The sequence below is a fragment of the Clostridium sp. AF37-5 genome, assembly GCF_003477605.1.
In the GTDB taxonomy this organism is placed as follows: Bacteria; Bacillota; Clostridia; order Lachnospirales; family Lachnospiraceae; genus Eubacterium_F.
In genome coordinates, this window is record NZ_QUDR01000004.1 from 59,263 (window position 1) to 83,276 (window position 24,014).

The 24,014-nt window shown below is 40.6% G+C and carries 22 protein-coding genes and 1 riboswitch; of the genes, 1 reads left to right on the forward strand and 21 read right to left on the reverse strand.

Going from position 1 to position 24,014, the window contains the following annotated elements; all coding sequences use genetic code 11:
- Nucleotides 1–8: 8 nt before the first annotated feature.
- From pfkB to ribD, 13 genes are all read right to left on the reverse strand, one after another.
- Nucleotides 9–923 (reverse strand): 1-phosphofructokinase, encoded by a 915-nt coding sequence (gene pfkB / locus DW019_RS03860; protein WP_118442572.1) that lies wholly within the window; start codon nucleotides 921–923, stop codon nucleotides 9–11.
- 11 nt (nucleotides 924–934) lie between these two features.
- On the reverse strand, nucleotides 935–1,699 hold the full coding sequence (locus tag DW019_RS03865; RefSeq protein WP_347474401.1) for a DeoR/GlpR family DNA-binding transcription regulator: 765 nt from the start codon (nucleotides 1,697–1,699) through the stop codon (nucleotides 935–937).
- Nucleotides 1,700–1,907: 208 nt separating this feature from the next.
- Nucleotides 1,908–2,951 carry an Rpn family recombination-promoting nuclease/putative transposase gene (locus DW019_RS03870; RefSeq protein ID WP_118442573.1) on the reverse strand — a complete coding sequence of 348 codons (1,044 nt, stop codon included), beginning with the start codon at nucleotides 2,949–2,951 and terminating at the stop codon, nucleotides 1,908–1,910.
- Nucleotides 2,952–3,213: 262 nt separating this feature from the next.
- On the reverse strand, nucleotides 3,214–7,191 hold the full coding sequence (locus DW019_RS03875; RefSeq protein ID WP_118442574.1) for a DUF6273 domain-containing protein: 3,978 nt from the start codon (nucleotides 7,189–7,191) through the stop codon (nucleotides 3,214–3,216).
- A 150-nt stretch (nucleotides 7,192–7,341) separates the two neighbouring features.
- Nucleotides 7,342–7,659, reverse strand: coding sequence for a BlaI/MecI/CopY family transcriptional regulator (locus tag DW019_RS03880; RefSeq protein WP_118442575.1), 318 nt, complete (start codon nucleotides 7,657–7,659; stop codon nucleotides 7,342–7,344).
- Nucleotides 7,652–9,184 (reverse strand): glycoside hydrolase 43 family protein, encoded by a 1,533-nt coding sequence (locus DW019_RS03885; RefSeq protein ID WP_118442576.1) that lies wholly within the window; start codon nucleotides 9,182–9,184, stop codon nucleotides 7,652–7,654. The genes DW019_RS03880 and DW019_RS03885 overlap by 8 nt, the downstream gene beginning before the upstream one ends.
- Nucleotides 9,160–10,257: a hypothetical protein gene (locus tag DW019_RS03890; protein WP_118442577.1), complete on the reverse strand. Its 1,098-nt coding sequence runs from the start codon at nucleotides 10,255–10,257 to the stop codon at nucleotides 9,160–9,162. The genes DW019_RS03885 and DW019_RS03890 overlap by 25 nt, the downstream gene beginning before the upstream one ends.
- The gene (locus DW019_RS03895; RefSeq protein WP_243024095.1) at nucleotides 10,257–11,366 is read right to left on the reverse strand and encodes a DUF58 domain-containing protein; all 1,110 of its coding nucleotides are present in this window, start codon (nucleotides 11,364–11,366) and stop codon (nucleotides 10,257–10,259) included. The genes DW019_RS03890 and DW019_RS03895 overlap by 1 nt, the downstream gene beginning before the upstream one ends.
- A 5-nt stretch (nucleotides 11,367–11,371) precedes the next feature.
- Complete coding sequence (locus DW019_RS03900; RefSeq protein WP_118442579.1) at nucleotides 11,372–12,304, reverse strand: MoxR family ATPase; 933 nt, start codon at nucleotides 12,302–12,304, stop codon at nucleotides 11,372–11,374.
- Between the two features lie 31 nt (nucleotides 12,305–12,335).
- A complete protein-coding gene (gene ribE / locus DW019_RS03905; protein ID WP_118442580.1) occupies nucleotides 12,336–12,797 on the reverse strand; it encodes a 6,7-dimethyl-8-ribityllumazine synthase in 462 nt (153 codons plus the stop codon).
- A 20-nt stretch (nucleotides 12,798–12,817) separates the two neighbouring features.
- Entirely contained in the window at nucleotides 12,818–14,044 is a 1,227-nt protein-coding gene (locus DW019_RS03910) for a bifunctional 3,4-dihydroxy-2-butanone-4-phosphate synthase/GTP cyclohydrolase II (protein ID WP_022377026.1), read from the reverse strand.
- A gap of 20 nt (nucleotides 14,045–14,064) precedes the next feature.
- Nucleotides 14,065–14,712, reverse strand: a complete 648-nt coding sequence (locus DW019_RS03915) for a riboflavin synthase (RefSeq protein ID WP_118442581.1) — start codon at nucleotides 14,710–14,712, stop codon at nucleotides 14,065–14,067.
- Between the two features lie 3 nt (nucleotides 14,713–14,715).
- Nucleotides 14,716–15,813 (reverse strand): bifunctional diaminohydroxyphosphoribosylaminopyrimidine deaminase/5-amino-6-(5-phosphoribosylamino)uracil reductase RibD, encoded by a 1,098-nt coding sequence (gene ribD, locus DW019_RS03920; protein ID WP_118442582.1) that lies wholly within the window; start codon nucleotides 15,811–15,813, stop codon nucleotides 14,716–14,718.
- Nucleotides 15,814–15,888: 75 nt separating this feature from the next.
- Nucleotides 15,889–16,006: riboswitch (FMN riboswitch) on the reverse strand.
- 446 nt (nucleotides 16,007–16,452) lie between these two features.
- Between ribD and DW019_RS03925 the strand changes: the two genes are divergently transcribed.
- Nucleotides 16,453–16,914, forward strand: coding sequence for a DUF2798 domain-containing protein (locus DW019_RS03925; protein WP_118442583.1), 462 nt, complete (start codon nucleotides 16,453–16,455; stop codon nucleotides 16,912–16,914).
- Between the two features lie 164 nt (nucleotides 16,915–17,078).
- On the opposite strand, the gene DW019_RS03930 is transcribed toward DW019_RS03925, so the two are convergent.
- The 8 genes from DW019_RS03930 to DW019_RS03965 all read right to left on the reverse strand — a co-directional run bounded on the left by DW019_RS03930 (nucleotide 17,079) and on the right by DW019_RS03965 (nucleotide 23,942).
- A complete protein-coding gene (locus DW019_RS03930; RefSeq protein WP_118442584.1) occupies nucleotides 17,079–17,564 on the reverse strand; it encodes an HD domain-containing protein in 486 nt (161 codons plus the stop codon).
- Complete coding sequence (locus tag DW019_RS03935) at nucleotides 17,557–18,186, reverse strand: nucleotidyl transferase AbiEii/AbiGii toxin family protein (RefSeq protein ID WP_118442585.1); 630 nt, start codon at nucleotides 18,184–18,186, stop codon at nucleotides 17,557–17,559. Before DW019_RS03935 ends, DW019_RS03930 begins: the two co-directional genes overlap by 8 nt.
- On the reverse strand, nucleotides 18,173–18,796 hold the full coding sequence (locus DW019_RS03940) for a DUF6088 family protein (RefSeq protein ID WP_117479169.1): 624 nt from the start codon (nucleotides 18,794–18,796) through the stop codon (nucleotides 18,173–18,175). The genes DW019_RS03935 and DW019_RS03940 overlap by 14 nt, the downstream gene beginning before the upstream one ends.
- Nucleotides 18,797–19,007: 211 nt before the next feature.
- Nucleotides 19,008–19,223: a PF20097 family protein gene (locus DW019_RS03945; protein WP_022377021.1), complete on the reverse strand. Its 216-nt coding sequence runs from the start codon at nucleotides 19,221–19,223 to the stop codon at nucleotides 19,008–19,010.
- Between the two features lie 12 nt (nucleotides 19,224–19,235).
- A complete protein-coding gene (locus DW019_RS03950) occupies nucleotides 19,236–19,484 on the reverse strand; it encodes a hypothetical protein (protein WP_117479170.1) in 249 nt (82 codons plus the stop codon).
- Between the two features lie 107 nt (nucleotides 19,485–19,591).
- A complete protein-coding gene (locus DW019_RS03955) occupies nucleotides 19,592–20,188 on the reverse strand; it encodes a nuclease-related domain-containing protein (protein ID WP_117479171.1) in 597 nt (198 codons plus the stop codon).
- A gap of 329 nt (nucleotides 20,189–20,517) precedes the next feature.
- Nucleotides 20,518–23,262, reverse strand: a complete 2,745-nt coding sequence (locus tag DW019_RS03960; RefSeq protein ID WP_118442586.1) for an ABC transporter permease — start codon at nucleotides 23,260–23,262, stop codon at nucleotides 20,518–20,520.
- Nucleotides 23,259–23,942, reverse strand: a complete 684-nt coding sequence (locus DW019_RS03965; protein WP_117479173.1) for an ABC transporter ATP-binding protein — start codon at nucleotides 23,940–23,942, stop codon at nucleotides 23,259–23,261. Before DW019_RS03965 ends, DW019_RS03960 begins: the two co-directional genes overlap by 4 nt.
- Nucleotides 23,943–24,014 lie beyond the last annotated feature (72 nt).

The window sequence follows — 24,014 nt, forward strand, 5'->3', positions numbered from 1 at the left end:
CTCCTTTCTTAAAAATCAAATATATGTGAACGTCGTACCTGCTCCACTTCTTCTCTCGTTGCCAACTGGTCTGAAAATGCGCTTGCGCTTCCCGTGCAAAGTCCCATTTTAAAGGCTTCCGCATAATCGCCTTTGGCTAAATACCCGGCAAGAAACCCGGCTACCATCGAATCTCCTGCTCCCACTGAATTTTTCACAACACCATGCGGTGCCTCACTGGTAAATACGCTGCCATCACTGCCAACAAATACAGCGCCTTCCCCAGCCATGGAAACAATGACATTCTGTGCTCCCTTTTTCTGCAATTCCTTTGCATATACAACCGCTTTTTCTTTACTGTCAATCGTAACATCAAAAATTTCCGAAAGTTCGTGATTATTTGGCTTTATCACGAATGGATGATACGCAAGCACATTCATCAAAAGATCCTTTGTCGCATCCACAGCAATTTTAATCCGCTTGCTCTGAAGCCTTGACATGATATCTCTGTAAATCGACTGCGGCATTCCGGAAGGTATGCTTCCCGCAAGAACAAGCACATCGTCGTCTTTCAATGTATCCAGCTGCTCATACAACAATTCCAAATCTTCCTTCCGAATCACTGGTCCCATTCCATTGATTTCGCTTTCCACATCGGAACGAATCTTAAGGTTAATTCTCGAAGTTCCATTTTCAATATGAATAAATTCGGTTGAGATTCCCTTTTCTTTCAGAAGCCGCTCAATCTCCCGTCCGGTAAATCCGGAAAGGAAACCAAATGCCGTCGTTTCATATCCCAGGTTTTTGAGCACCATAGATACATTAATTCCTTTTCCTCCGGCATAAATATCTTCCTGCACCGTGCGGTTTACTTTGCCGAGTTCAAAATTCTCCACATGAATGGTGTAGTCTAAGGAAGGATTAAATGTTACCGTGTAAATCATTCTTTGTCACCTCACTTTACTTCAATGATATTGTCACATTGTCTATAACTCTCATCCAAAATCTGTGTCGTTATGATACAAGTTTTTGCAAACTCTCCAAATTTTACACAGGAAATCTGCGAAAACTTACTTGAATCACAAAGCACATAACGTTTGGCACAATGTTTCATAGCAACTTCTTTTACTTTTGCCTCTTTGACATCCGGTGTACTAAAACCTAATTTCTGATGTACACCATTTGTTCCCCAAAAGCCTTTTGTAAAATTATATTTTTGTAGACTTTCAATTGCTTCATCACCAACAATTGCCTCTGTCGTTGCCTTAAACTCTCCGCCAAGAATATACGTTGTATATCCCGCCATCGAAAGTTTCCTAGCATGTGAAACTGCATTTGTCACAAATGTGATATCCTTTTCTGTCAGATAATCAATCATAAGTTCTGTTGTCGTTCCGGCATCCAGATACACAAAATCGTTTGGCTCAATAAGCGATGCCGCATACTTTGCAATTTCCACTTTTTCCTCTAAATTCCGGTCTTTTTTTTGGAGTACAGTATCTTCTTTGGTACTATAAACATCACTGATTATCATCGCACCGCCACGAACTTTTTGAAGCCTTCCCTGCTTATCAAGCAGAGTCAAATCCCGTCTGGCTGTGGATTCTGATATTCCCATCCGTTCCATCAATTCCGGAATTGAAGCACTCCCTTTTTCCTTCACAATACGCTCAATTCCCTGAAGTCTTTCTTCTGTCAGCATCTCATCACTCCATTTCATTTTTTGACTACTTTTGCCCGAAATGGACTTTTTTGTTTTCTTTATCTGTATTATAGAGTCATTTCCCGTCATTGTCAATCAGTTTCTTTCATTTTCTGTCATTTTTTGAAAGAAAATAATTTTCACACAAAAATACCGGATAAAATAAACAGCTAAGAATTAGTCCTTTGATTATTTTATCCGGTATCTACTTATGTTATTGATATTATTACTCTCCAATCCCATACTCCTGTAACAATTCTTTCTGGTATTCTGTATCTATGATTGCTTTTTGTATATCTTCCATTCGATTATCTGCCAACAAACAGTGATATAACGTGTTGATTTCTTGGATTCCTTGTGAAATGCCTTTCACTATTCCACGTGCTTCTCCCTGCTCCAGACCTTGGGCAATGCCTTTTTCTATTCCTCGTGCCTCTCCCTGTGCTATTCCTTTCTCTACTCCTCGTTCCTCATACATATCTAATAATACACACATATTGATTTTTCCTCCTTTTCCTTCAGTTTCTTCAATTAATTCCTTTGCTTTCCGATATCTCGTGTCGTTTGTCACCGCAGACAACCAGTCTAAAAACGCCTCCGGATGGTCTAATTCAAATTCTGTTGTTTGAAAATATTCATCCAGTTTTTTTCTGTCATTTCCACAGCACAGGTAACGGACTATGTATTTAAAATCTGATTGATACTGGCTTATCGTCGTTTCCGGCTGACTGGCTAGGTTAATCACACAAACCGAATACGAGGGTATCCATGGCTCCAACTCACATTTCATGTCTTCCGGGAACTCCAGCATATCATTCAGACATCTTGGTTTTTCCCATTTCTTCTGACTGTAATTCAAAACCAACGTGATGACCGGGCTTAACTTCTGTGAATCATTAAGTTCTTTTGTCATCGGGGTTGGATAATTGCCGGTTTTCCGATTGTTTTCCTTCACTTCTTTTATCTGTTCCATATATTTGGCGTGCTGGTATCCCATATCACGCACCGGCATAATATTATTTTTGTCACTCTGATTTTCCAAACATAAGAAGAAATTTGTATTATCCTTCTTACACTTCATCGGCACATCCATCTGTAACTGGCGAAGTTTATCGTCAGAGACGACTTTCGTAATCAACTCGCCGGGTTCTCTCGACAACTCTTCCGCTGACACATAACACCTGCCACCAAATAAGTTTACATTGACAATGTCTGAAAATACATCTTTGTACTGTAGTAAATTTTTCTCTGCTAAATCTTTTGCTCCCAAATAATATCCTCCTTAATTAGTCAATTTTTTTATCACTACAAGGAGAACATCTTCGCCCCACCCTTGTTTGTATATATACTAGCACAGTTGCATTACAAAGTCAATATATTTACTTACAATCGTCAAGCGACTTACACCCCCTAAAAAAAGGCCTAAATCGTGCCAAACAAGCCAAATTCCAGCATATAAAAAGAGCGCAAAACGACACCCCCAATAGGAGGGGCGTTCTACGCTCAAAGTTTTTTTCAAAACCCGTCTTATATTACTTCTTTATCTTAACTTTTTTCACCGTGCTCCACTTACCGTACACCTTTTTCTTGCCATTCATTTTATAGGCACGAACACGAATGTAATACGTTTTCTTCTTTTTCAGTTTCTTAATGGTGTACTTGGTTTTCTTTGTCTGTACGCTCTTTTTCTTTTTGAACTTTTTGTTTAGGGCATACTGAAGCTGGTAGCCTTTGACATCTTTAACTGCATTCCAGCGAACAACAAGTTTTCTGCCTTTTTTATTCTTTGGCACTCGCAAAATAACCTTTGATAATGTTTTCTTACCTGATATCTTATCCGAGTTATCCGGCGTAACCGAAGGTGTTACCGTTGGTGCTATAGTCGGCTTTAAAGTTGGAATTACAGTTGGACCAACAGTCGGCTTGACTGTTGGCGTCGCCGTCGGTTGTTTCGTTGGCACAGCAGTTGGCGTTACTATCGGTGTTGGCGTTGGTGTGGCAACCGGTGCCACTTCCTTTTCCAGCACAATGCTATTATTCCAAAGCTCATATTCCGTTTCTTCCTGTTCTACCTCCAAATACAATATCTTCGTTCCGGATATGTCATTTCTTGTAGCTTTGTTCCATATCTCCACAAGTGAAATATCTTTCGATTGTCCAGAAGATAATGTTTTCAATGTTTCTGTATGTATTACATTACCGTTTTCCCCACCATCTTTAACAACAAAAGATACATTTTCTGCCTCATTACCACCATTATTGGTTACTGTTATTAAATCATTATTTTTCGCTGTAACAGCAAGATCACTTGTTGTCGTTTCAATCGTTTGTTTCGCTGTCAACTGCTGTTCGAATGTTTCATCCGATGTAACGGAAGCCGTAATATCCGAAGTAGTAAAGTCTGCCGGAACAGAAATCAGTATCTCCTGCTCACTTTGCATACCAGCAGCTAGTTTGTCTACGAACGGCCCCTCATACAATACATTACCGGAAGCATCTTTTACTGTAATTTTCACATGATTCAAATCGGTTGTACCGGTGTTTGATACAGTAAGCAAAATCGGATTTTCTTTATCCGTACCAAAACTTAGAACATCATAAGCAATATTGGTAACCTCCGCCTGACTCCGTTTGGTCTCATATTTATATTTTAATACCGTCGCACCATATGGATTTTCTTTTGAAGTATCCACTTCCTGCTCTGTATAAACAACTCCCGGTTCTTCACTATTTTTTAAGAGTGCAAAACCACTGACATAGCCCCCATCTTCGGTAAGCGCAACAGCAACGGATTCCTCTCCTATCTTTTGTTTATAAATTTCGCTATTAAAATTATCCTGCCCAATCCAATAAACAGCATCTTCATACACATCGTAAGATGAACCACATGCGATGTGCAAATCTTGTGTCTCCCCACCGGCATAGCGCATAAGCGTTCCGTCCTGAATAAAGTAAATCTTTCCATCGAAGCATTTTACTGCCTGCATTCCGGTATCCGCAGTTGCGATTGTTTCACCATTTACCAAAAGGTTCTCTCCCTGAACCATAGCCAGTGAAAATTCGTCTCCAACATAACCATACGCAAAGTCACTGATGGTATCATCGGTACGGTATAATTCTTCCGGAGCAGACCAACCGTCCTCAGTCAATTTGCTTCGATAAATCTTTGTCTTACCTTCTTCCAACAATGCATCACCAGAAGAATTTTCGCCCCAAACGGCATACAAATCTGTTCCGTCTGACACAAACTGGTATTTATAACTCCAATTTTTTCCTGCTTCACGCAATGTAACAACCTTATCGAAAGTTTGACTTTCTTCATTATATCTTGCAACTTTTAATGCCAAGTGCTGCAGGATTTCCTCCTCGGACATATCTTCCGTGATTGCCACATCACTGTTTTCGTACATCACATAAGTAAATCCATTGTGAGAAACCATCTGTGCTGCCGTATCCAGCCGTCCCGTCTTGTCAACCGGTTTGCCATCACTCCATGCACCATTCTGATACAAACGGTACATCAGTGTTGTCTGACCGCCGGAATTTTCCTCGGTATCGTCCAAATAAGTCATAAGTGCCGTTCCGTCCGCAAATGTCGTTATCGCCGGCTTTGCATTTTCATAAACAAGCGATTCTTGTGCCGAATCCAGCAAATTTTGACTCTGTTTAACCGATTGAATCTCTTTTTGAGTCACAGGTGTACTTCTCTTATATGTCATTTTGCTGATACTTTTTGTCGTCTTGCCTAAGTTTGGATACAACTCCAATCGGGAAAACTTCCAGTCTTTATATCCTGACAATCCCGGCACTGTCGTATCTGCCTGAATATATAGTTTTCCGGTCAGATAAGCCGACACAGAATTTGAAAAACTCTTCCATGGAAAAGAGGCTTTTCCACCAATTTCTCCCTCAATACCACCTTTTATATCAATGACTACAGCGTCCGCGCCCAAGGCAATATGCGGCTTGATTGCAAGATTTAACTCTCCACTTGGTGTAATGACTTTTTGCGGATTCATCGTAAGGCAGATTTTTCCATCGACACTTCCGGAAACACCAAATTCCGAATATACAATCCACCAAAGCGGCACCTTTACACTTCCGCCGGCTTCCAGTGCCGCCGTCATACCACCTTCTTCAAAACCGATTACACTGCCATTATCATCTAATTTTAGTTTTACATAACCTACCGCATTACCATTCACATGAAATGCCGCACTTCCGTTTACTTTCTTTAACTTTCCTCGAAGTTTTGAAAACTGATTCCATAATTTCGTCGTATTAACTTTTCCACCACAGGATTTAACCAGTGATTTTACTTCCTGATACGATTTACGCCAATAGGTGTCATTTGGATCCTTTTTCACAGTGGCTCTATTATTTGACTTAATTCCTAACAATACTTCTGCTGTCTTATTCTTGGCATCAATATTCACCGTCATGTTAGCAGCATCGAAAAAGGATAAATCCATCGACATCTTTTGTTTAAAAATATTGAATGTATTGTTCCCAATACTGATTTCCGGTCCTTTTAATTCAGCTGAGCCAAGGTTTGAAAAATCAGGCAGAGACTTCTCAATGTTGGTAATGTATTTTTTGTCTTCATTGCTGATAACAGGCGTTGGAGTAGGTTTTGATGTCGGCGTAGGTGTTGGTGTTGCCTGTGACGAACCACCTCCCCCTTCCGAGGTAACTTTTCCTGCATATCTCCAAAGATTAGAAGAAGAAAGATTTAAATGCAAAGCGGGCCGAACCGCATAACCATCATAGTAGACATAAAAACCCTCGTAATAGCCGCAGCCACCATCATCCACACTGGACGCATGACGACTACTACGGCCCGTCGACCGCAGCAACCACCAGCCGTTCCACCAGCCGTTCTTCCCCTTGTACGTGTGTGCTCCGCATTCTTTTGCATATGCTGTATTTTTTGCTTCTCTTGTTTCACTTTTGGTAATAAACACGCCATTATTAAATCCATAAGCAGTATTACATGCTTCTGCAATGGACAAAAGATACACTTTATCTATGGTATTTGCTCCACCTTCTGTTCCATAGTGTGAATTATCCTCGTTCACAACTGTTGTGTTCTTTATTGCAGCCTGTTCTGCTGATGTAAATGCCGTATTTAAAAATGTATCATTCAACCACGTGCGAAGGGTACAAGTTGCCCATGTCACATCCGTATATTCCTCATTATACGGTTTAGTATCCAAGTTTTGGTCTGCCAGTAAAAAGGCATCATTTCCATTTACGGAAAGGACACGCCATTTAATTGGTTCTTTTTGGTCATTCTGGTCAGCTTTTCCATCGCCATTTGTATCATTCTGCCAGTAGTTTCCAAAATAGATACAATCCCATGTTGTTACACCATTTCCATCGATAGTTGGGTTTTGTAAACTAACTGCTGCCTTAGCCGGTGTGGATTGTCCCAGCGTAATCTCGCACAGAGATAGCACCATTACCAGTGCAAGTAATCCTGCCAGCAGACGTTTAGTTTTTCTCTTCATAATGATTCCTCCTATTTTTACTTCATTTGATTTACGTTCTATCGTCAAAACAAATTGGTAAATTACGTTTACAAAATTTACCATGCAGTATATGTCATATATTAACACATATCAAGTAATATTTCAATAATCCATTACACAAACGCCGCCTTACATGATTTCCTCCACAACCCTCTGTAACTCTTCCAAGCTCCCATCAAACAGCCGCTCTGCCAAAGCATTTATTTCATAAACCTGCGTCTGTTCCTTCGTCACTAGCGGCTGGCAGACAAACTTTGGTTCAATCCGCCTTATGGCCCCCTTTTCCACACACTTTTTAATAATTGTATAAGTCGTATTGCGGTTCCAGCCAACGCGTGCCGATAAAATCGGAACAATTTCACCCGCGCGGAGTTCGCCCTCCTCCCACAAAAGTTCCATCACCTTAAGCTCGGATTCACATAACTTAATGCCCTCTTTTTTATTCATCAGTCTCTTCCTTTCTCATTGTGAAATCCGAAAATGCTGCCTGGCCTCCATGCTCTTTCGTCGCATAACAGAACAGTCCCGGACGCACACCACAAAAATGATCCAGCTTAAAATACAGAGAAAATGGCTCTGCAAGAATCTGCCAATTACCATCCTGCTTCCACTCAAACACTGCCGTATCTTTCATTCTTGTAAAATCAATTTTCACACGAAGTGTAACTTTGGCAGAAGAAAGCGGAATTTTCTCCTGTACTGCCGGCAGACTGTCATCTTCTTTCGAGTTCATCTGTCCATCTGCCACACCGTCTTTTGCCAGTTTCACAAGAAAATATTTTCCATTTTCCTTCGTAATTCCGGCTAATGCATAGTCACTTTGCAGCATACAAAGTCCCGCTATATCTCCATCGGATAACGCCGAACCATCTACGGTTACTGTTACAACACCTCCCGGATACGGCATCCTCTGAGTCAGCGTATTTGGTGCCTGTGTTACATTATTGCATATTTTTCCGGTCTGCAAAATCAACCGGTGATTCAAAAGTTTCCACCTGCTGTCATCCGGCACATGATTCCACTGCCAGTAATTATGAAGAGAAGAAAAATCTTCATCTCCATATAAAGGTGCATATTTGTGAGCCGGTTTTGTATCCTCTAAAAGCAGTTTATCTTCTACTTTTCCATCTACGCCAAATACCGGAAAATCATTTTCAAAATGAACCGGAACAAGAACCGGCAGTCTTCCCACGGCACCGCTGTCACGAAACAGCATAGCATACCATTTTCCACTTGTTGTGCTCACAATTCCTCCCTGGGCAACTCCCTGATTGCAGTAACCGCCGTCGGTATCAAGCACTTCTCCACCGGTATAAGGACCTGCGAGCGAATCACTTACATAACAAGCCTGTGAACGTCTCGTATTATCCCCCTTACGGTAATGGATAAAAAACAAATAATATTTCCCATTGATTTTGTACCAATGGGTTCCCTCATAACCAAGATACACTTCATCCGGGTCCTCAACCAAAAGTTTATGTAAACCGCCCTCCTTCGGCGCCGTCATTTCTTCATTCAATTCCATCACATAAATCTGGCGGTTTCCGTAGGCAAGGAAAGCACGTCCCTCATCAAACAAAAGCGAGCAGTCATGGTAAAAGCCCTCGATTTCATTTTTCTGCCATGGACCTTTTAAGTCCGGTGCGCGGAACAAATACGTTTTTCCCGTGTCATTGGCAACAAAGATCAGATAAAACATACCTTTTTCATAGCGGAGTGTGGCAGCCCACATTCCTTGTCCATAAGCATTTTTTCCATTCTTTAAGCACTCTTGATCCGTAAGTTCAAGTGTCTCATACACATAAGAATAAATTTCCCAGTCCGCCAGATTATAGGAGCGCAGAATCACACATCCCGGCATAAAATGCATCGTGGTACTTACCATATAATACGTGTCGTCTACCCGAATTACATCCGGGTCCGGATAATCCAACGGAAGCACCGGATTTACTTTTTTCCATTTTTCTTCCATTTCTGTTCCTCCAATTCATGTAATTTGCGAATTTCTTCTGTCTCAACCGACTCTTTCGCATATCTTGCCTTTTCATATAATTGAGTCAAATATTCATCCGCCTTTTCCCCGGATAAATAAGTCTCCTTTAGTTCCTGCGGCGTCTGTGAGCATGGAACCGAATTCTTTTGTGCACCGGCTTGAATCTGTTTGTAAAACGCCTTTCGGACAAATCCATCGTTACCTGCCGGGAACTTCTTTTCCCGTTTTGCCACCGGTACAAGCCGTATATGTTCCTCATCCTCTTTTGTAATGGTCACCTGTTCCACAAATTCATAGGAAGGCTTTTTGCGGTGAAATACCAGATAACAAATCAATTTAAAAATGCCATAAGCAGCCAGAATAACTACCGCCACAATCAGTACAATCAATACAGTATACCGCAGTAGTGTAAGCCAGAAATTACCCTTTTGCTCTTCCTGCTGCTGCCGTACCACAGTCTCTCTTGACTGGCTTTCCGGTCCCACTGCCGGCTCTTCCTTCTCTTTTATTTCCTCTACCGCAGCCTTTTCTTTTAAATCGTTTTCAAAATTCCATTCCGGTTTATATCCTGCCGCCACAAATAAAAGCAAAACCGTAAGAATTCCCGCGGCATAGAAAGGAATCCAGTCCTTTTTGCGATTCACATTTATGCGGCGTTTCGTTTCCTTAGAAACACTTGGATTGCAACCTACTACAAGATACTGCCCACGCCAGTATTCACCGGCAAATCCAACAACAATCGCTGCCAGATAGAAAATACTGCACAGCCAGAAACTATCATCGGCCGCCTCTAAAATAGTTCCCGGCATCATAAAGAGTCCGGCTAACACAAGTGCCCCCACATGACAGGACGCAACTTTTCTTTCCTCCCGCTTTTCTTTCTGATAAAAATGCCGGTAAAATAATATTGGCACAAAAACAAAAAAGACAAAACGCCCATAAGAATACACATCACCGGCATCAAACCAATGAACCAAAGAGGTAAACACTCCAAGAATTAACAACTCATAATAAAGAAATGCCAAAAAACGGCACCGCTTACGGATTTTCACTACATCCCCCTCCATTTCACAAGACATTTTGCAATTGACGGAGGTATCTCCCGAAATTCATTATCCTCCCCATACTCGGAAAACGTTGGAGCAATCCACGTCAAAGATTCGTTCCGGTGCAGCATATCAGAAACTGCCTTTTGCATTGGCTTTTTTCCTGCCGCAGAAATGAGAATCACGTGCTGCTCCCTGCGGATTTTTTCGCACTCTCTTATCACAAAATCTTCCCCTTTGCTAAGTGGGTGCTCATAAGAAATCAGTGCCAGGGCACGACGCGCCGCCGCAATCTGGGTTCTTCCGGTTCCTTCCATACAATATTTCTCATCACCGGAAATAACTAACTTTGTTTCTACACCTTCTTTGCTTAAATAATAAACAAAGGAATACGCAAGACGAATACTCTCTTCCATCAAATCAACGGAGATAAAAACACCGGGCGATTCCAAATTGAGCAGGATTACGACAGGAGTAGAAGCCGTATATTCCGCTGTTTTTACCTGCCAATTACCCATTCTCGCCGACGCCTTCCAGTGGATTTTACGCATCGAATCTTCCGGCGTATACTCTCGGACACCACCACTTAAGAACGGGTCTTCAAACAATGGCACATTCGTTTTACACGAACCTGTCATGTGCCGGAACACCGGCATCAATTTTCGAATGTCCATACGGGACGGGTATACCAAAAGCGAAACTTCCACCGGAATTTTTTGGACAAACGTATGACGGCAGAACAAATCATAACTGACTAGTTCTGCCTCCTGAATCTGATAAAACCCACGTTTTTTGCAGGTAAACTTTAATTTTCGGCGCACTTTCTCAAAGCCATCCACACTCATGACATCATTCCGGTAAAAATGGTCTGAAACCGTTCCGCTCTCCGCCCCCTCAAACTGCAAAAAGCGGGAGGCTAAATACTTCACACACATAATCGGCAGACCCATTTTTTTCTTATTCACTGCTGTTTCATATAAAAACAACGTATCGCCCTCTCCTGCCTGTTCCTCCGAAAAGGCAAGTGTCACTTCAAAGTTTTCCATCCAATGTCTGCTGTAATGAAACGTATGAATGAAATAAACGATAAACAGCACAAGGGCAAGAAATAACATGATTATCACTTAGCAAAATCCTCCGTCGGTGCTGTTACAAAATGCGTAATTTCCTCAATGTAATCGGACGCTTTTTTATTTGTACTGTACACGTCTTCCAAAATCAGCCGGTGTGAAAGTACAAATGGCGCCAGATACTTCACTGTCTCCGGTGTCACAAAATGCTCGCCCTTTAATGCCGAATAACATTTTGCTGCACGCAAAAATACAAGTGCCCCACGCGGACTGACGCCGAGTGCAATGTTATTATGCTTACGGGTAGCTTCCACAAGGTCTAAAATATAATCCTCAATCACGGGTGCCGCATAAACCTCTTCGCACTGTTTCCGCATCGTCGCCAGTTCTTCTTTTGTGCAGACAGGCTCAAGTGTCAATAGCGGATTATCTGCTGCAAACCGATGCAGAATTTCTCTCTCGCCTTCGCGGTTTGGATATCCCATCGGAATCTGCATGATAAACCGGTCAAGCTGTGCTTCCGGAAGTGGAAATGTACCGGAAGATTCTACCGGATTCTGCGTCGCAATTACAAAAAACGGGTCCGGTAATTCCATGGTGACACCGTCAATCGTTGCCTGATGTTCCTCCATACTCTCTAACAGACTTGATTGCGTACGCGGCGTCGCGCGGTTAATCTCATCTGCCAGCAGAATATTCGTGAAAATGCCACCCGGACGAAATTCAAATTCTGAATTTTTCTGATTAAAAAAGTGGATTCCCGTCACATCCCCCGGAAGTAAATCCGGTGTAAACTGGATTCTCTGAAAATCCAGTGAAAGTGATGCTGCTAACGCTTTTGCAAGCATCGTCTTTCCGGTTCCCGGCACATCCTCAAGCAGAATATGACCACCTGCTAAAAGTGCCGTAAGAACCAAATCAATCGTCTCAGACTTTCCAACGATTACCTTCTCCATGTTCGACTTAATCTGATGAAAATCCATCACCCCTGCTGCCCCCTTTTGTTATTTCTTTTTATAACTCTTTCATTAAGTTTACCATCTCAATGGCAGAACATGCAACATCATATCCTTTATTTCCTGCTTTTGTACCGGCACGCTCAATTGCCTGCTCAATATTATCGGTTGTCAATACACCAAACAGAGTCGGTACTCCGGTATTTAAACCAACGGTTGCAACTCCTTTGCTTACCTCTGCGCAGACATAATCATAATGAGAAGTTGAACCTTTGATTACGGCACCAAGGCAGATTACTGCATCATATTTTCCACTTGCTGCCATCTTCTGTGCAACAATCGGAATTTCAAATGCGCCAGGCACATAAGCAAGTTCCACATCATTTGTATCCACGCCATGACGTACTAAGGCATCCTCTGCACCGCCAATCAGTTTGTTTACAATAAACTCGTTAAATCTTGCTGCCACAATACCAACTTTGAGTCCTTTTCCAATTACGTTTCCTTCTAATGTTTTCATTTTCATTTCCTCACTTTCTTTTATTTATCTTTTTTCGCACGTGTTACATCATAGTGCGTCATATGCTGCATTTTTTCCTGCTTTGTCACAAGGTACTTATAATCCTCCGGCTTTGGTGCAATTTCAATCGGAACACGCTCCACAATTTCAATTCCATAGCCGGCAAGTCCTGCAATTTTAGTCGGGTTATTCGTCAAAAGACGAAGTTTTTTTACGCCCAAATCATATAAAATCTGGGCACCGATTCCATACTCTCTAAGGTCCGGAGCAAATCCCAATTTTACATTTGCCTCTACCGTATCATACCCCTGCTCCTGCAGTTCATAAGCTTTCAATTTGTTCAAAAGGCCGATTCCTCTGCCTTCCTGTCTCATATAAAGAAGAATTCCTCTGCCTTCCTTGGCAATCATGCGCATGGCACTTTCTAACTGCTCGCCGCAGTCACAGCGGCAGGAGCCAAATACATCACCGGTCAGACATTCTGAATGAACACGGCAAAGCACCGGTTCACCGTCCGACACATCCCCCATCGTAAGGGCTACATGATGCTCACCGTTTGTAATATTCTGATATCCGTGAATCCGGAAATTTCCATATTTCGTTGGAAGTTTTGCCTCGGCTTCTTTTTTTACAAGACTTTCTTTTTCCAAACGTTTCTTAATTAAATCCTCGATTGTAATTACATGAAGATTATGCTCTTTGGCAAATTCTAAAAGTTCAGTTGTACGCATCATCGTACCATCCTCACGCATAATCTCACAGCAAAGACCACACTCTTTCAGACCGGCTAACCGCATCAAATCCACCGTTGCCTCTGTGTGTCCGGCACGCTTTAACACGCCGCCTTCTCTTGCTTCAAGAGGGAACATGTGTCCCGGTCTTCGAAAATCTTCCGGTTTCACGTCATCTTCGACACACTTCATTGCCGTCAGCGAACGCTCTACCGCAGAAATACCGGTCGTTGTGTCCACATGGTCAATCGAAACGGTAAATGCCGTTGAATGGTTATCCGTATTCACCGCTACCATCTGGTCAAGTCCCAGTTTTTTCGTCATCTCTTTACTCATCGGCATACAGATTAATCCTTTTGCCAGACTTGCCATCGCATTTACATTTTCTGTCGTAGCAAATTCTGCGGCACAAATTAAATCGCCTTCATTTTCACGGTCCGGGTCATCAATCACTAAAATTAATTTCCCATCTCTTAAATCCTGTAATGCCTCATCAATCGTTGCAAATCCTGCCATTATTCTCGTTCCTTTCTGTATTAAAATCCGTTTTCTGCTAAAAATTCTAACGTAATCTTACTTTCTTTTTCAGGAGTTTTTTGCGGCTGCAAAAGTTTTTCCACATACTTTCCAATAATGTCTGTTTCCAGATTTACCACATCACCGGTTTTCCGGTCAGAAAGCACCGTATTTGCCTGAGTGTGCGGAATAATTGACACCTGAAAATCCGTATCGGAAACTGTCGCCACGGTAAGACTGATTCCATCAATTGTGATAGAGCCTTTTTCTACAATGTAGCGAAGCACTTCCGGTGCCGCCTCAATTCGGTACCACACCGCCGTTTCGTCCTTTTCTATTTTGACAATAGTTCCGGTCCCGTCCACATGTCCTGCTACAATATGTCCGCCAAACCGTCCATCCGCCGGCATCGCACGCTCTAAATTCACACGGCTTCCCGGCTGCAGTAAACCGAGGGAACTCCGGTTCATCGTCTCCGCCATCACATCGGCATTGTAACCATCACTTCGCAGGCCTGTCACGGTCAGACACACGCCGTTCACAGCAATACTGTCACCAATCTGCGTGCCCTCTAACACTTTTTCACAGCGAATTGATAAGACCGCCGACTGGCTTCCCCGTTCAATTTTCTGAATAGTTCCCATCTCTTCTACAATTCCTGTAAACACCGCTTATCCCTCCTTTTTTTGCTTCACATGGCCACTCACACAGATGTCACTGCCAAAGTTTTGTACCGTAACATCCGTAATTTCCACGGCGTCACTCATTTTTTCAATTCCTTTTCCCAAAACCGGCGATAATGCATCTTTGCCGCCAATCATCTTCGGCGCAATATAGCAGTAAACTTTCTGCACCAAACCGGATGTCAAAAAGGAACCATGGATGGCGCCGCCACCTTCTACTAAAACACTGTCAATTTCCATACTGCCTAATTCCATCATCAGCTTTTCCAAATCCACTTGTCCATCTTTTTCAGCCTTAATTAACTGAACACCCACCTCCATAAGTGCTTTTTGCTTTTCCTCATTTTCTTCGGCATAGCAGACAATCGTTTCGATATCCTTTGCCGTTTTCACAAGCTGGCACTCAAGTGGAATCTGCAAATGCGAATCACATACAATCCGAACCGGGTCCACACCATTTTCAATGCGGCAGTTGAGCATCGGATCATCCGCAAGCACGGTTCCGATTCCCACTAAAATTCCGCGGTATTTTTTTCGCAAAAAATGTGTATGTTCTCTCGCCTTTTCTCCGGTCACCCATTTGGAATCGCCGGAAAACGAAGCAATTTTACCATCTAACGTCATCGCATACTTCATCGCCACATAAGGCATTTTTGTTGTAATATAATGAAAAAATATTTCATTTAACGAAAGGCACTCTTCTTCTAAAAGACCGGTCTCTACTTCTACGCCATGGTCTCTTAAAATCTGTACACCTTTTCCTGCCACTTTCGGATTCGGGTCCATCGAGCCAACATATACTTTTCCAATGCCACGCTCCAATATAATATCCGTACACGGAGGCGTCTTTCCCTGATGACAACACGGCTCTAACGTCACATACATTGTGGCTCCTGTTAAATCTTCGCTGCATTTTGTGAGGGCGTTGCGCTCTGCATGATATTCGCCGCACCGCTCATGATATCCTTCGGTGACAATCCTGCCATCCTTCACAACCACGCAGCCGACCATCGGATTCGGGGAAGTATATCCCATCGCTTTTTTTGCAAGTTCCAAGGCACGTTTCATGTAATCTTGATTTGTCATAACAGCCTCCTTTCTAAATTAAAGAAACCCTGGGTACCAAAAAAGATACTCAGGGTTTTCTGACATTCACAAATCGTTTATCTTCTTTCATCCAGACTATACTGTCGGCTTCGGAATTTCACCGAATCGGCAACCAAGGTCGCTCGCGGGCTTTACCGCCGGTGGGGAATTGCACCCCGCCCTGAAGATTTCTTTTACTCACGATTTTTATGATAGCACGATGTGGCGGTTCTGTCAAATGGGTTGTGTCAAGTGTTCGCTGTCACTTTTTTGTTTTCCGTAATTCCGTAGAAAAACTTTGCGTCTCGTGGGCACTCCCGTTTATTGAGTGCGTAGCGGTATGGGCACTGAAACTACCAGTGCCGCATACCGACGTACTCAAAACCCACGAGTCACAAAGTGTTTCTACGGAATTACTGGAATCCAAAGGAACCGGCAACGAACATTTACCACAGCCAAATTATTCCTATTTTCTTTTACCTATCTTTGATAACTAAGAGAAAAAATGCTTACATAAATTTAAAAAGTATGTTATACTGCTACAGGCAATTGAATATGGTTAGAATTGGAAACGCACAATCCCCCGGGATGATAACGAACAACACATAAAATTTTAGTTATCAAACAGGAGGATTTTTTATGCCAAAAAACAAATTTCAAGATGTTATATTTACAATTATCATGGCCACAATTATGGTGTATGGAATGGTGGTCTACAACGTAGCATTAAATACCGGAGGTGTATCGGGAGAGACTTTTCTTGCTGCTCTTCACGAATTGCCGATTATGGTACCAATCGCATTTGTTTTAGAATTTTTCGTCGTTGGGAAAATTGCAAAGATATTGGCATTTACTGTTATGCGCCCGAATGACAGACCACAGTTTATTACCTACGCAATTTCAATTTGTATCTGCTGCATTATGTGCCCGATTATGAGTCTTGCTGCAACCATTTTATTCAAGGACACAAAAACATTTGGAACATGGATTCAGACATGGGGAATGAATTTTCCAATGGCAATCTGCTACCAGATGTTCTACTGTGGTCCGTTTGTAAGACTGATTTTTAGAACCATTTTTTGCAGATCAAAAGAGAAATAAGTTTGAGGAGGTTAGCATGTGTTTTCCATCAAATGCTTTACTTCCTCTTCCAAGTCCTTGAATGTATGCAGAATAATCTCTCCGCCATTAAAACAAAGAAAATCAGATGCACTTGTAGTTTACCTGTAGTTTAACATATTGCATCTATTTTCTTCCTATCCTCATCAAAGAGCAAACATCTCTTTACAAATCCGTTTGCCGGTTGCTGTCTTAAAAATATTTTGGTATGCATTTAACGCCGCTTCTTTTGACAAATTGTCTTCAAAAAGATTTACAAGAAAATCGGCTTCCACAAGAATCTGGTAATCCAAACCGTCAATATTATGATAGGTGTGATGATGTGCAATCAAATACTGCACTCTCTCTGAAACTTGTTTTTCAAATCCCAATTCTCCGAGCAGTCTGGCAGCTATCGCCGGTCCCTCTTTTTCCTGCAACTTCCCGCTGCAGTCGCCGTACTTTTCTTCACACAAATGAATTCCGATATCGTGTGTAAGTGCTGCTGCCTCCAAAATAAATAATGTTTGTTTGTCCACTTTTTCACATTCCGCAATTAACTTGGCATAACTGTGCACCTTGCAGAAATGCTGGATTCTTTTTGCATCGCCTTTGTATAATTCAAGCATGGCCAAATGTAATTGATTAAGCATTTTGATTCTCCTTGTGTAATATCTTTTCAACCAATTCTTTATAACGTTTTTTAACTTGTTCATAGGACAAAGAATCAGAAATCAATTTGAGTGTTGTTTCTTTGTAATCATTCTTATAATCTTCTTTTCCAAGCGCATCAAAAATATAATTACTTAAGTTCTTTTCCTCTGTAGGAAATGCGTACGACATTAATGATGTTTCGAGTTTCACATAAGGTGGAATAGCATTAACCACTCTGTCTCCTATAACAGATTCATAATAAAAATCATAATGATTAAGATTTTTATCACTCTCAATAGATTCGAAATTACGAATTTCCACCCCTAAATCATCCGCTATAGGTTTCAGTATATTGTATTTCAATTTCTTCCGCCTTGCCTCCCCTAAGTGCTCTGTAAACGTGATATCTATATCCTCAGAGAAACGATCAATAATCTGAAATGCTTTTGAAAGTGAAGTTCCACCTTTAAATACAATCGGATACTCAATTGCAGATAACTTCTTTAAAATCATAGTTACATAGTAGTCTTTCTCAACAATATCTTCGCTTACTTCAAGTTTTTGAGAGGCTAAAAGAACCGCATCGCGAAATAACTCCTTATTTTCTTTATGCAAGTACATAATCCAACTCCAATTCATAATAATACTTAAATGTTGACATCGGATACTTTCTAATGTAACAATCCACATCGCTTCTCTTAATTTCATGGACAGAAATATATTCAGCAAATTTTTCCTTTGCTTCTTCATATGAAAAATCGAGATATGCATCTAGATTTTTAAGTAACTCCAACATCTGTAACACATAAACATTTTCCTTTGTAATCGGCACAACCGGTTTTCTCACATAAAATTTTCTATTACCAATACAAATTTCCCGGTTTGATGAATTTGTGTTATTACTTACAATTTCCACTACTCTAGGCACCTGTGTTGTTATTCCAATCTGATTAGCAAACGAATTTCCACCATAAAATCCGTCTATATTGTCACCTTTCGAAATAAAACGATATCTTGCAACCATATCTGCATTTGGTCCAACCGATGAATGAAACAAAGTTAACTTAGGAATATAATACACCCCCGTATCATATTTCATAATTAACCCTTTATCACATAATTTTTTTAATTGCTGATTCAACGCAGATTTCGTTATATCTTCTATCTTTAAATCAGAAAAGAAAATGGGTTCTGCCTCTTTATAATTCTCTATAATATAGTCATATAGCATAAGCATTCTCCTTTCTTAACGTTTTAGATTTTGTCTTTCTATTCCATTCAGACATATTATATTCCTCTTTTAAAAATGTGTCAACAATATTCTTCCACATATTCCTTTGTAATATGTCACTATTTTCTCACTTTCAAAAACAGCGCATCTATTATCTGTCTGCGCTGTTTTTCTTATTTTCCAATATTTTAATTTCAAAACCAATAATCCATTAATACTCAATGGTAATTATTCGACATTCTTCACAACAGTTTGCTGCCACATTTGTCCTATGATTCGGTTTTAATTTCGTCACCTCCACAAAACCATCTGCTTTTTTCGCATTTTGAAATACTCCCGGTACCTCATTAGCAAAACTAAATGCTCCATCCTTGCTGCAAAACAAATATCCCTTTCTCATTTCTTTTCCACATTTTGAACACTTCATACTTCATCTCTCCTATCTAAATTCATCGTAAATTCCTCCCAAAATACCGTAGTACTTTTCTTTTATAATACATATAACTTCTACCAGAGGAACTAATATTGTCGTAATTTTCATAAGTGTTTCAATCACTTTGGCAGTCCCTGTTTTGCCTTTCCCAATTTGATCCGTCTGGATTCCCTGCCGCTTTTGCAGAAACATTTTTCCAAAATAACACCCATAAAACACAAGCAAAAGAATTATTGCTGTCACTTGAAATAGCATTTTTTCACTCCTTCCAACCTTTGTTTGCTAACATTATATAACTGTTTTATTATCTTTGATAGGTTTTGTTTTCATTAAAATGTGTTTATTTTATAGACATGGGAAAATTACGATAATAACTTTTGTATCTCTTGAACTTTTGCATTCGTTAAGTTTCGATTTGCGCCATTATGTATCACATGGTTAATGTCCTGTGCTGATTCCAGCACCTGTTTACAGTCCACCGGCGAATTACCCTGCACAAAAAATGTATATCCCTCAACCCAAACATCAACACCATAATATTTTAAAAACTGTGCCAACAAATATACCTGCCGGTTCACTTGCTTTATTGGATTTTTTACGATTTTTGTATAGGAATTTCCACTACTGCTAATCTTTGTTTTCACCCATTCATAATCATTATCCGTCCCCATTAAACTGCCACTGTAATTCTTTACTTCAATAATAAATATCCCTCTATTATTCACAATGATGTGGTCCAATTCTGTCCTTTTTCCTTCAATTTCAATCGGCACATTTGAAAAAAGCAGATCCTTTTCCTTTAGCACTTGACAAATTAAGTCACAGACATAATTCTCTCCTTGACGTCCTGCTCTCTTTTGGCCAGACTCATACCCCTGACTTTTACATAGAAAAATTACCAGCAGAAGCATGCAAAAAACGAAAACAGGTCCAAGTCCTGCAATTAAAGCCATTTCCATTTTCGCTCACCTCCTGCGTCATATACTTTAACTTATCTCTCTAGTTGACCTAAAACTTATTATTTTCTATCCCAGTCAACCCATTCAGCATAAAAAGTTGACTTTATTTCTGTTTTTTCCTTTTTAAGTCATCCTTTTTATCATTTTTCGTTGACCGGAATCTATCTTTTTAATATTACAGTCATCCACTTAGTTTAAAAAGGTTGACTGAATATGCAATATCTCCATTTCCAGTCAACCCATTCACTAAAATCGGATGACCTATTTATATGTTTTTAATATTACGGTCAACTGCAACTACCATACCGCCAACCACCAGTTCCATAACCCTAAAACACATCCGACTTCAATGTCTCTGCCACGTTATCTTTCTGAATCTTTCTCATAGCGTAGAGCATCGTGCAAAACACAACAAAGAACACACTAAACACGGCAATCACAACACTGTACCACGGAATGTAAAAATCGAGAATCATCTGATTTCTAAGTGAAAGATAAATCAGGTATGTTACTCCCACGGAAGCAATCAGTCCAAAGAATAATCCTTTGCAGCCATACAAAATACATTCCAAATTCATCATTTTATAAAATCCGTGCCTGGTCATTCCAACAGAACGAAGCACAGCAAATTCACGACGCCGCAGCAAAATATTCGTCGAAATAGTGTTAAAAACATTCGCAATCGAAATCAGCGAAATCAAAATAATAAATCCATAAGAAAAGATTTTGATGACTAACATCATCGCTCTGACATCCTGTATTTCTCTTGCGTAATTATACAAATTTCCCGTGGAGCGGTCATTATTTTCCAGCACCTGACACATTTTCTCAGACGTCTCTGTCGGGTTATCTGAATTGTAAAGCATTACCATTAGTTTTTCAATCCCTGCCGGACAGATTTTTGCTATTGCACGTTCCGGCATGAAAAGAACCAGTCCATATCCGAGCTTATTCTCCATACCAAACGGTGCTTTGTCCAAAGTTTTTCCAATGGTAATTTTTCTTGTGTTGTAAAATTCTTTATAAGGCACAAAACGTTCAGAATTAGGCTCTGCCTCTTCGTTCAAATACTTCTCCATCCGGCACTCAAGTTCGCCATTTTTTCCTACTCTGCGCTCATAAACATCTTCATAATGCTTTGGCAGCTTTTTCGGGAAGCACACTTCCACTTCATCCGGTATTTTGTCAAACAAAGAATACTGGTACATTTTACCATCTCTCGTCTGATTCGACATCGTATCATATGCAAGAGCATCAAATTTTCCATTTGCTCTATTTTGTTTTACACACTCGTCAAATGCCTGATTCTCCATAAACACAACCGTTAGATTATCCACAAGCTGTGTTTTGGATTTAACCACATTTCCCTTTTCATCAACAGGCTCATTTAACTGCCCACCTTCTCCATCAACACCATTTCTGTATGCTTCAGAAATGCTTGAATCTGGCACAACGGCTGATATTGATGATTCTGTCGACAAATTAAAATAATACGAAGATTTCGTCACGCCCTTAGTCACGCGCAATTTATCATACAAAGCCTTACTGTCATCCGCCAAATTATCACTGACTCTTATATCACAGCTTACGGTCGATATCGTAGTATTAATTGCTTTAGATATGTAGTCACAAAAACTAGCGGCAGAAATAAATAACACAACGCTGACAAACAAGGAAAAAACAGTTGCTCTGTATTTTTTTCGGTTTCTCTTAAAATTCTTGGAAGCAAGTGTTCCCTCTAAACCAAATAATTTACTGGTAAGTTTCCATGTTTTTACTTTGTTTGCGTGGATTTTAATATCCTGTGACTGGCGTATTACTTCGATTGCTGAAGTACGCAGTGCTTTTTTCGCCGGCAGATACGCAGAAATCAAAACTGTGAAAAAGCCAATCAATGCTGCCAGCAAAACAGCCCAGCCGGCCGCTGACATATGAAGCCTGAGTGCTTCTCCGTATTCCTCAATTCCTTGATTTAACATATTGGACATCAGATCACTGACAAAGTAAAAAGTAACCGACATGCCACCAATTCCAGCCAAAACACCGATTGGAATTCCAATGGCGCTCAATACCGACGCCTCATATAATACATTGCGTCGAAGCTGCTTTCTCGTCGCTCCGATGGAGGATAAAAGTCCATACTGACGCTTTCTCTCGTTGACCGAAATAGAAAAAGAATTTCCAATCAAAGCAATTGAACCAAACATAATAATTGCAATTAAAATGCCCATCAGTCCACCCAACACTCTAAACACAGAACCACTTGCATTACCACTGTAAATTAAATACATACGGTTGGTATCTTTCAACGGATCTGCTACCGTCCCTTTCATTTTCTGTGGTTTTATCTGCTTTAAAAAGTCCGCGGTCTTCCTGCCATCTTTCAAACTCACATAAACACTTCCACCATAATCCGGTCCACCGTTCGCTGCCTTCGTAAACACATGATATCCCGCTGCCATCGACTGGTCATAAAGCGGATTCAAATAAATACCAACAACATGATATGCCGTTTTTCCCGATTCTACAAACGTCTCATCATCTTCGTTGAGATAAGAATCATCTTCCCACAGCTGATTTTTATTTTTCAAAATGCGAAGTCCTTTTGGCAGAGAAATCACATCTCCTACCTGATAAGAAACACCTGCATTTGTCTCTAACGAAGCCGGCAGAATAATTTCATTTTCATTCTTTGGCATCCGTCCCTCTTTCATATAAAAAGGGAGAAGAGTTTCATAGTCACCGTTCAAACCACCAATGTATAAATACGGAGAGGTTTCATTTTTACTGTGCGGAAGTTTCGCATAACCAATATTCTGAATGGATACCTGTTTTTCTACTTCCTTCTTTTTTGAAATCTCGTCTATCTGCTTCATTGAAATATTCGACACAACACCATGCCAGCAGCCATTTTGTTTCTCCGTAACTTCCAGTAAAAATTGCTGCACACTGCTGACCGTTGTTGTTACTGCCGTCAGCATAGCAGTCGATAAAATAATGCCAATAATCGTAACAATCGTTCTTGTACGATTTAATTTTAATGACTTAATTGCAAATTTATGAAATACATTCATCCCCGAATCACCTCATCTCTTGTAATCCCGCCATCTTCAATTGCGATAATTCGGTCTGCCTGCAATGCGATATTTTCATCATGCGTAATCACAATCAATGTCTGATTGTACTTCTTATTTGACGCTTTTAGTAACTGAATAATTTCCTGACTATTCTTGGAATCAAGGTTTCCCGTCGGCTCATCTGCCAGTACAACAAGCGGCGACGTCATCAATGCCCGTCCAATCGAAGTTCTCTGCTGCTGTCCACCGGATAATTCATTGGGAAGTTTTTTCTCCTTACCTTCCAGTCCCAGTGTCGCAACCAACTCCGTCAAAAATTCCTGATTCACTTCCCGCCCGTCCATCAAAACCGGAAGTGTCATATTTTCCAAAACATTCAAAATAGGAATTAAATTGTAAAACTGATAAATAAGTCCAACCTGCCTGCGTCTGAAAATTGCTAACTGGTCTTCTTTCTGTTGATACACATCGACACCATCGAAATAAACTTTTCCTTTCGTTGGACGGTCCACACCGCCGAGAATATGCAAAAGTGTCGATTTACCGGAACCGCTCGGTCCGATGATTGCAACAAATTCTCCTTTTTTTACAGAAAAAGAAACATCATTTAGTGCTACGACCTCATTTTCACCTTTTCCATATACCTTTGATAAATGTTCTACCTGAATCATATTCATCCTCCTCATTATTTCGAATTCTTCCTTAGTGTAGCAGGATGGAATGACTCTGCCGTGACTCTTAAGTGACAA

Excerpts from the sequence above, each read along its gene's own strand:
- DW019_RS03960 (WP_118442586.1), bottom strand. The coding sequence starts at position 23,262 with ATGAATGTATTTCATAAATTTGCAATTAAGTCATTAAAATTAAATCGT.
- DW019_RS03880 (WP_118442575.1), bottom strand. The coding sequence starts at position 7,659 with ATGAATAAAAAAGAGGGCATTAAGTTATGTGAATCCGAGCTTAAGGTG.
- DW019_RS03935 (WP_118442585.1), bottom strand. The coding sequence starts at position 18,186 with ATGTACTTGCATAAAGAAAATAAGGAGTTATTTCGCGATGCGGTTCTT.
- DW019_RS03875 (WP_118442574.1), bottom strand. The coding sequence starts at position 7,191 with ATGAAGAGAAAAACTAAACGTCTGCTGGCAGGATTACTTGCACTGGTA.
- DW019_RS03965 (WP_117479173.1), bottom strand. The coding sequence starts at position 23,942 with ATGAATATGATTCAGGTAGAACATTTATCAAAGGTATATGGAAAAGGT.
- DW019_RS03865 (WP_347474401.1), bottom strand. The coding sequence starts at position 1,699 with ATGAAATGGAGTGATGAGATGCTGACAGAAGAAAGACTTCAGGGAATT.
- ribD (WP_118442582.1), bottom strand. The coding sequence starts at position 15,813 with ATGACAAATCAAGATTACATGAAACGTGCCTTGGAACTTGCAAAAAAA.
- pfkB (WP_118442572.1), bottom strand. The coding sequence starts at position 923 with ATGATTTACACGGTAACATTTAATCCTTCCTTAGACTACACCATTCAT.
- DW019_RS03900 (WP_118442579.1), bottom strand. The coding sequence starts at position 12,304 with ATGGATTTTCATCAGATTAAGTCGAACATGGAGAAGGTAATCGTTGGA.
- ribE (WP_118442580.1), bottom strand. The coding sequence starts at position 12,797 with ATGAAAACATTAGAAGGAAACGTAATTGGAAAAGGACTCAAAGTTGGT.
- DW019_RS03930 (WP_118442584.1), bottom strand. The coding sequence starts at position 17,564 with ATGCTTAATCAATTACATTTGGCCATGCTTGAATTATACAAAGGCGAT.
- DW019_RS03925 (WP_118442583.1), top strand. The coding sequence starts at position 16,453 with ATGCCAAAAAACAAATTTCAAGATGTTATATTTACAATTATCATGGCC.
- DW019_RS03945 (WP_022377021.1), bottom strand. The coding sequence starts at position 19,223 with ATGAAGTGTTCAAAATGTGGAAAAGAAATGAGAAAGGGATATTTGTTT.
- DW019_RS03885 (WP_118442576.1), bottom strand. The coding sequence starts at position 9,184 with ATGGAAGAAAAATGGAAAAAAGTAAATCCGGTGCTTCCGTTGGATTAT.
- DW019_RS03895 (WP_243024095.1), bottom strand. The coding sequence starts at position 11,366 with ATGTTATTTCTTGCCCTTGTGCTGTTTATCGTTTATTTCATTCATACG.
- DW019_RS03955 (WP_117479171.1), bottom strand. The coding sequence starts at position 20,188 with ATGGAAATGGCTTTAATTGCAGGACTTGGACCTGTTTTCGTTTTTTGC.
- DW019_RS03950 (WP_117479170.1), bottom strand. The coding sequence starts at position 19,484 with ATGCTATTTCAAGTGACAGCAATAATTCTTTTGCTTGTGTTTTATGGG.
- DW019_RS03910 (WP_022377026.1), bottom strand. The coding sequence starts at position 14,044 with ATGGCAGGATTTGCAACGATTGATGAGGCATTACAGGATTTAAGAGAT.
- DW019_RS03940 (WP_117479169.1), bottom strand. The coding sequence starts at position 18,796 with ATGCTATATGACTATATTATAGAGAATTATAAAGAGGCAGAACCCATT.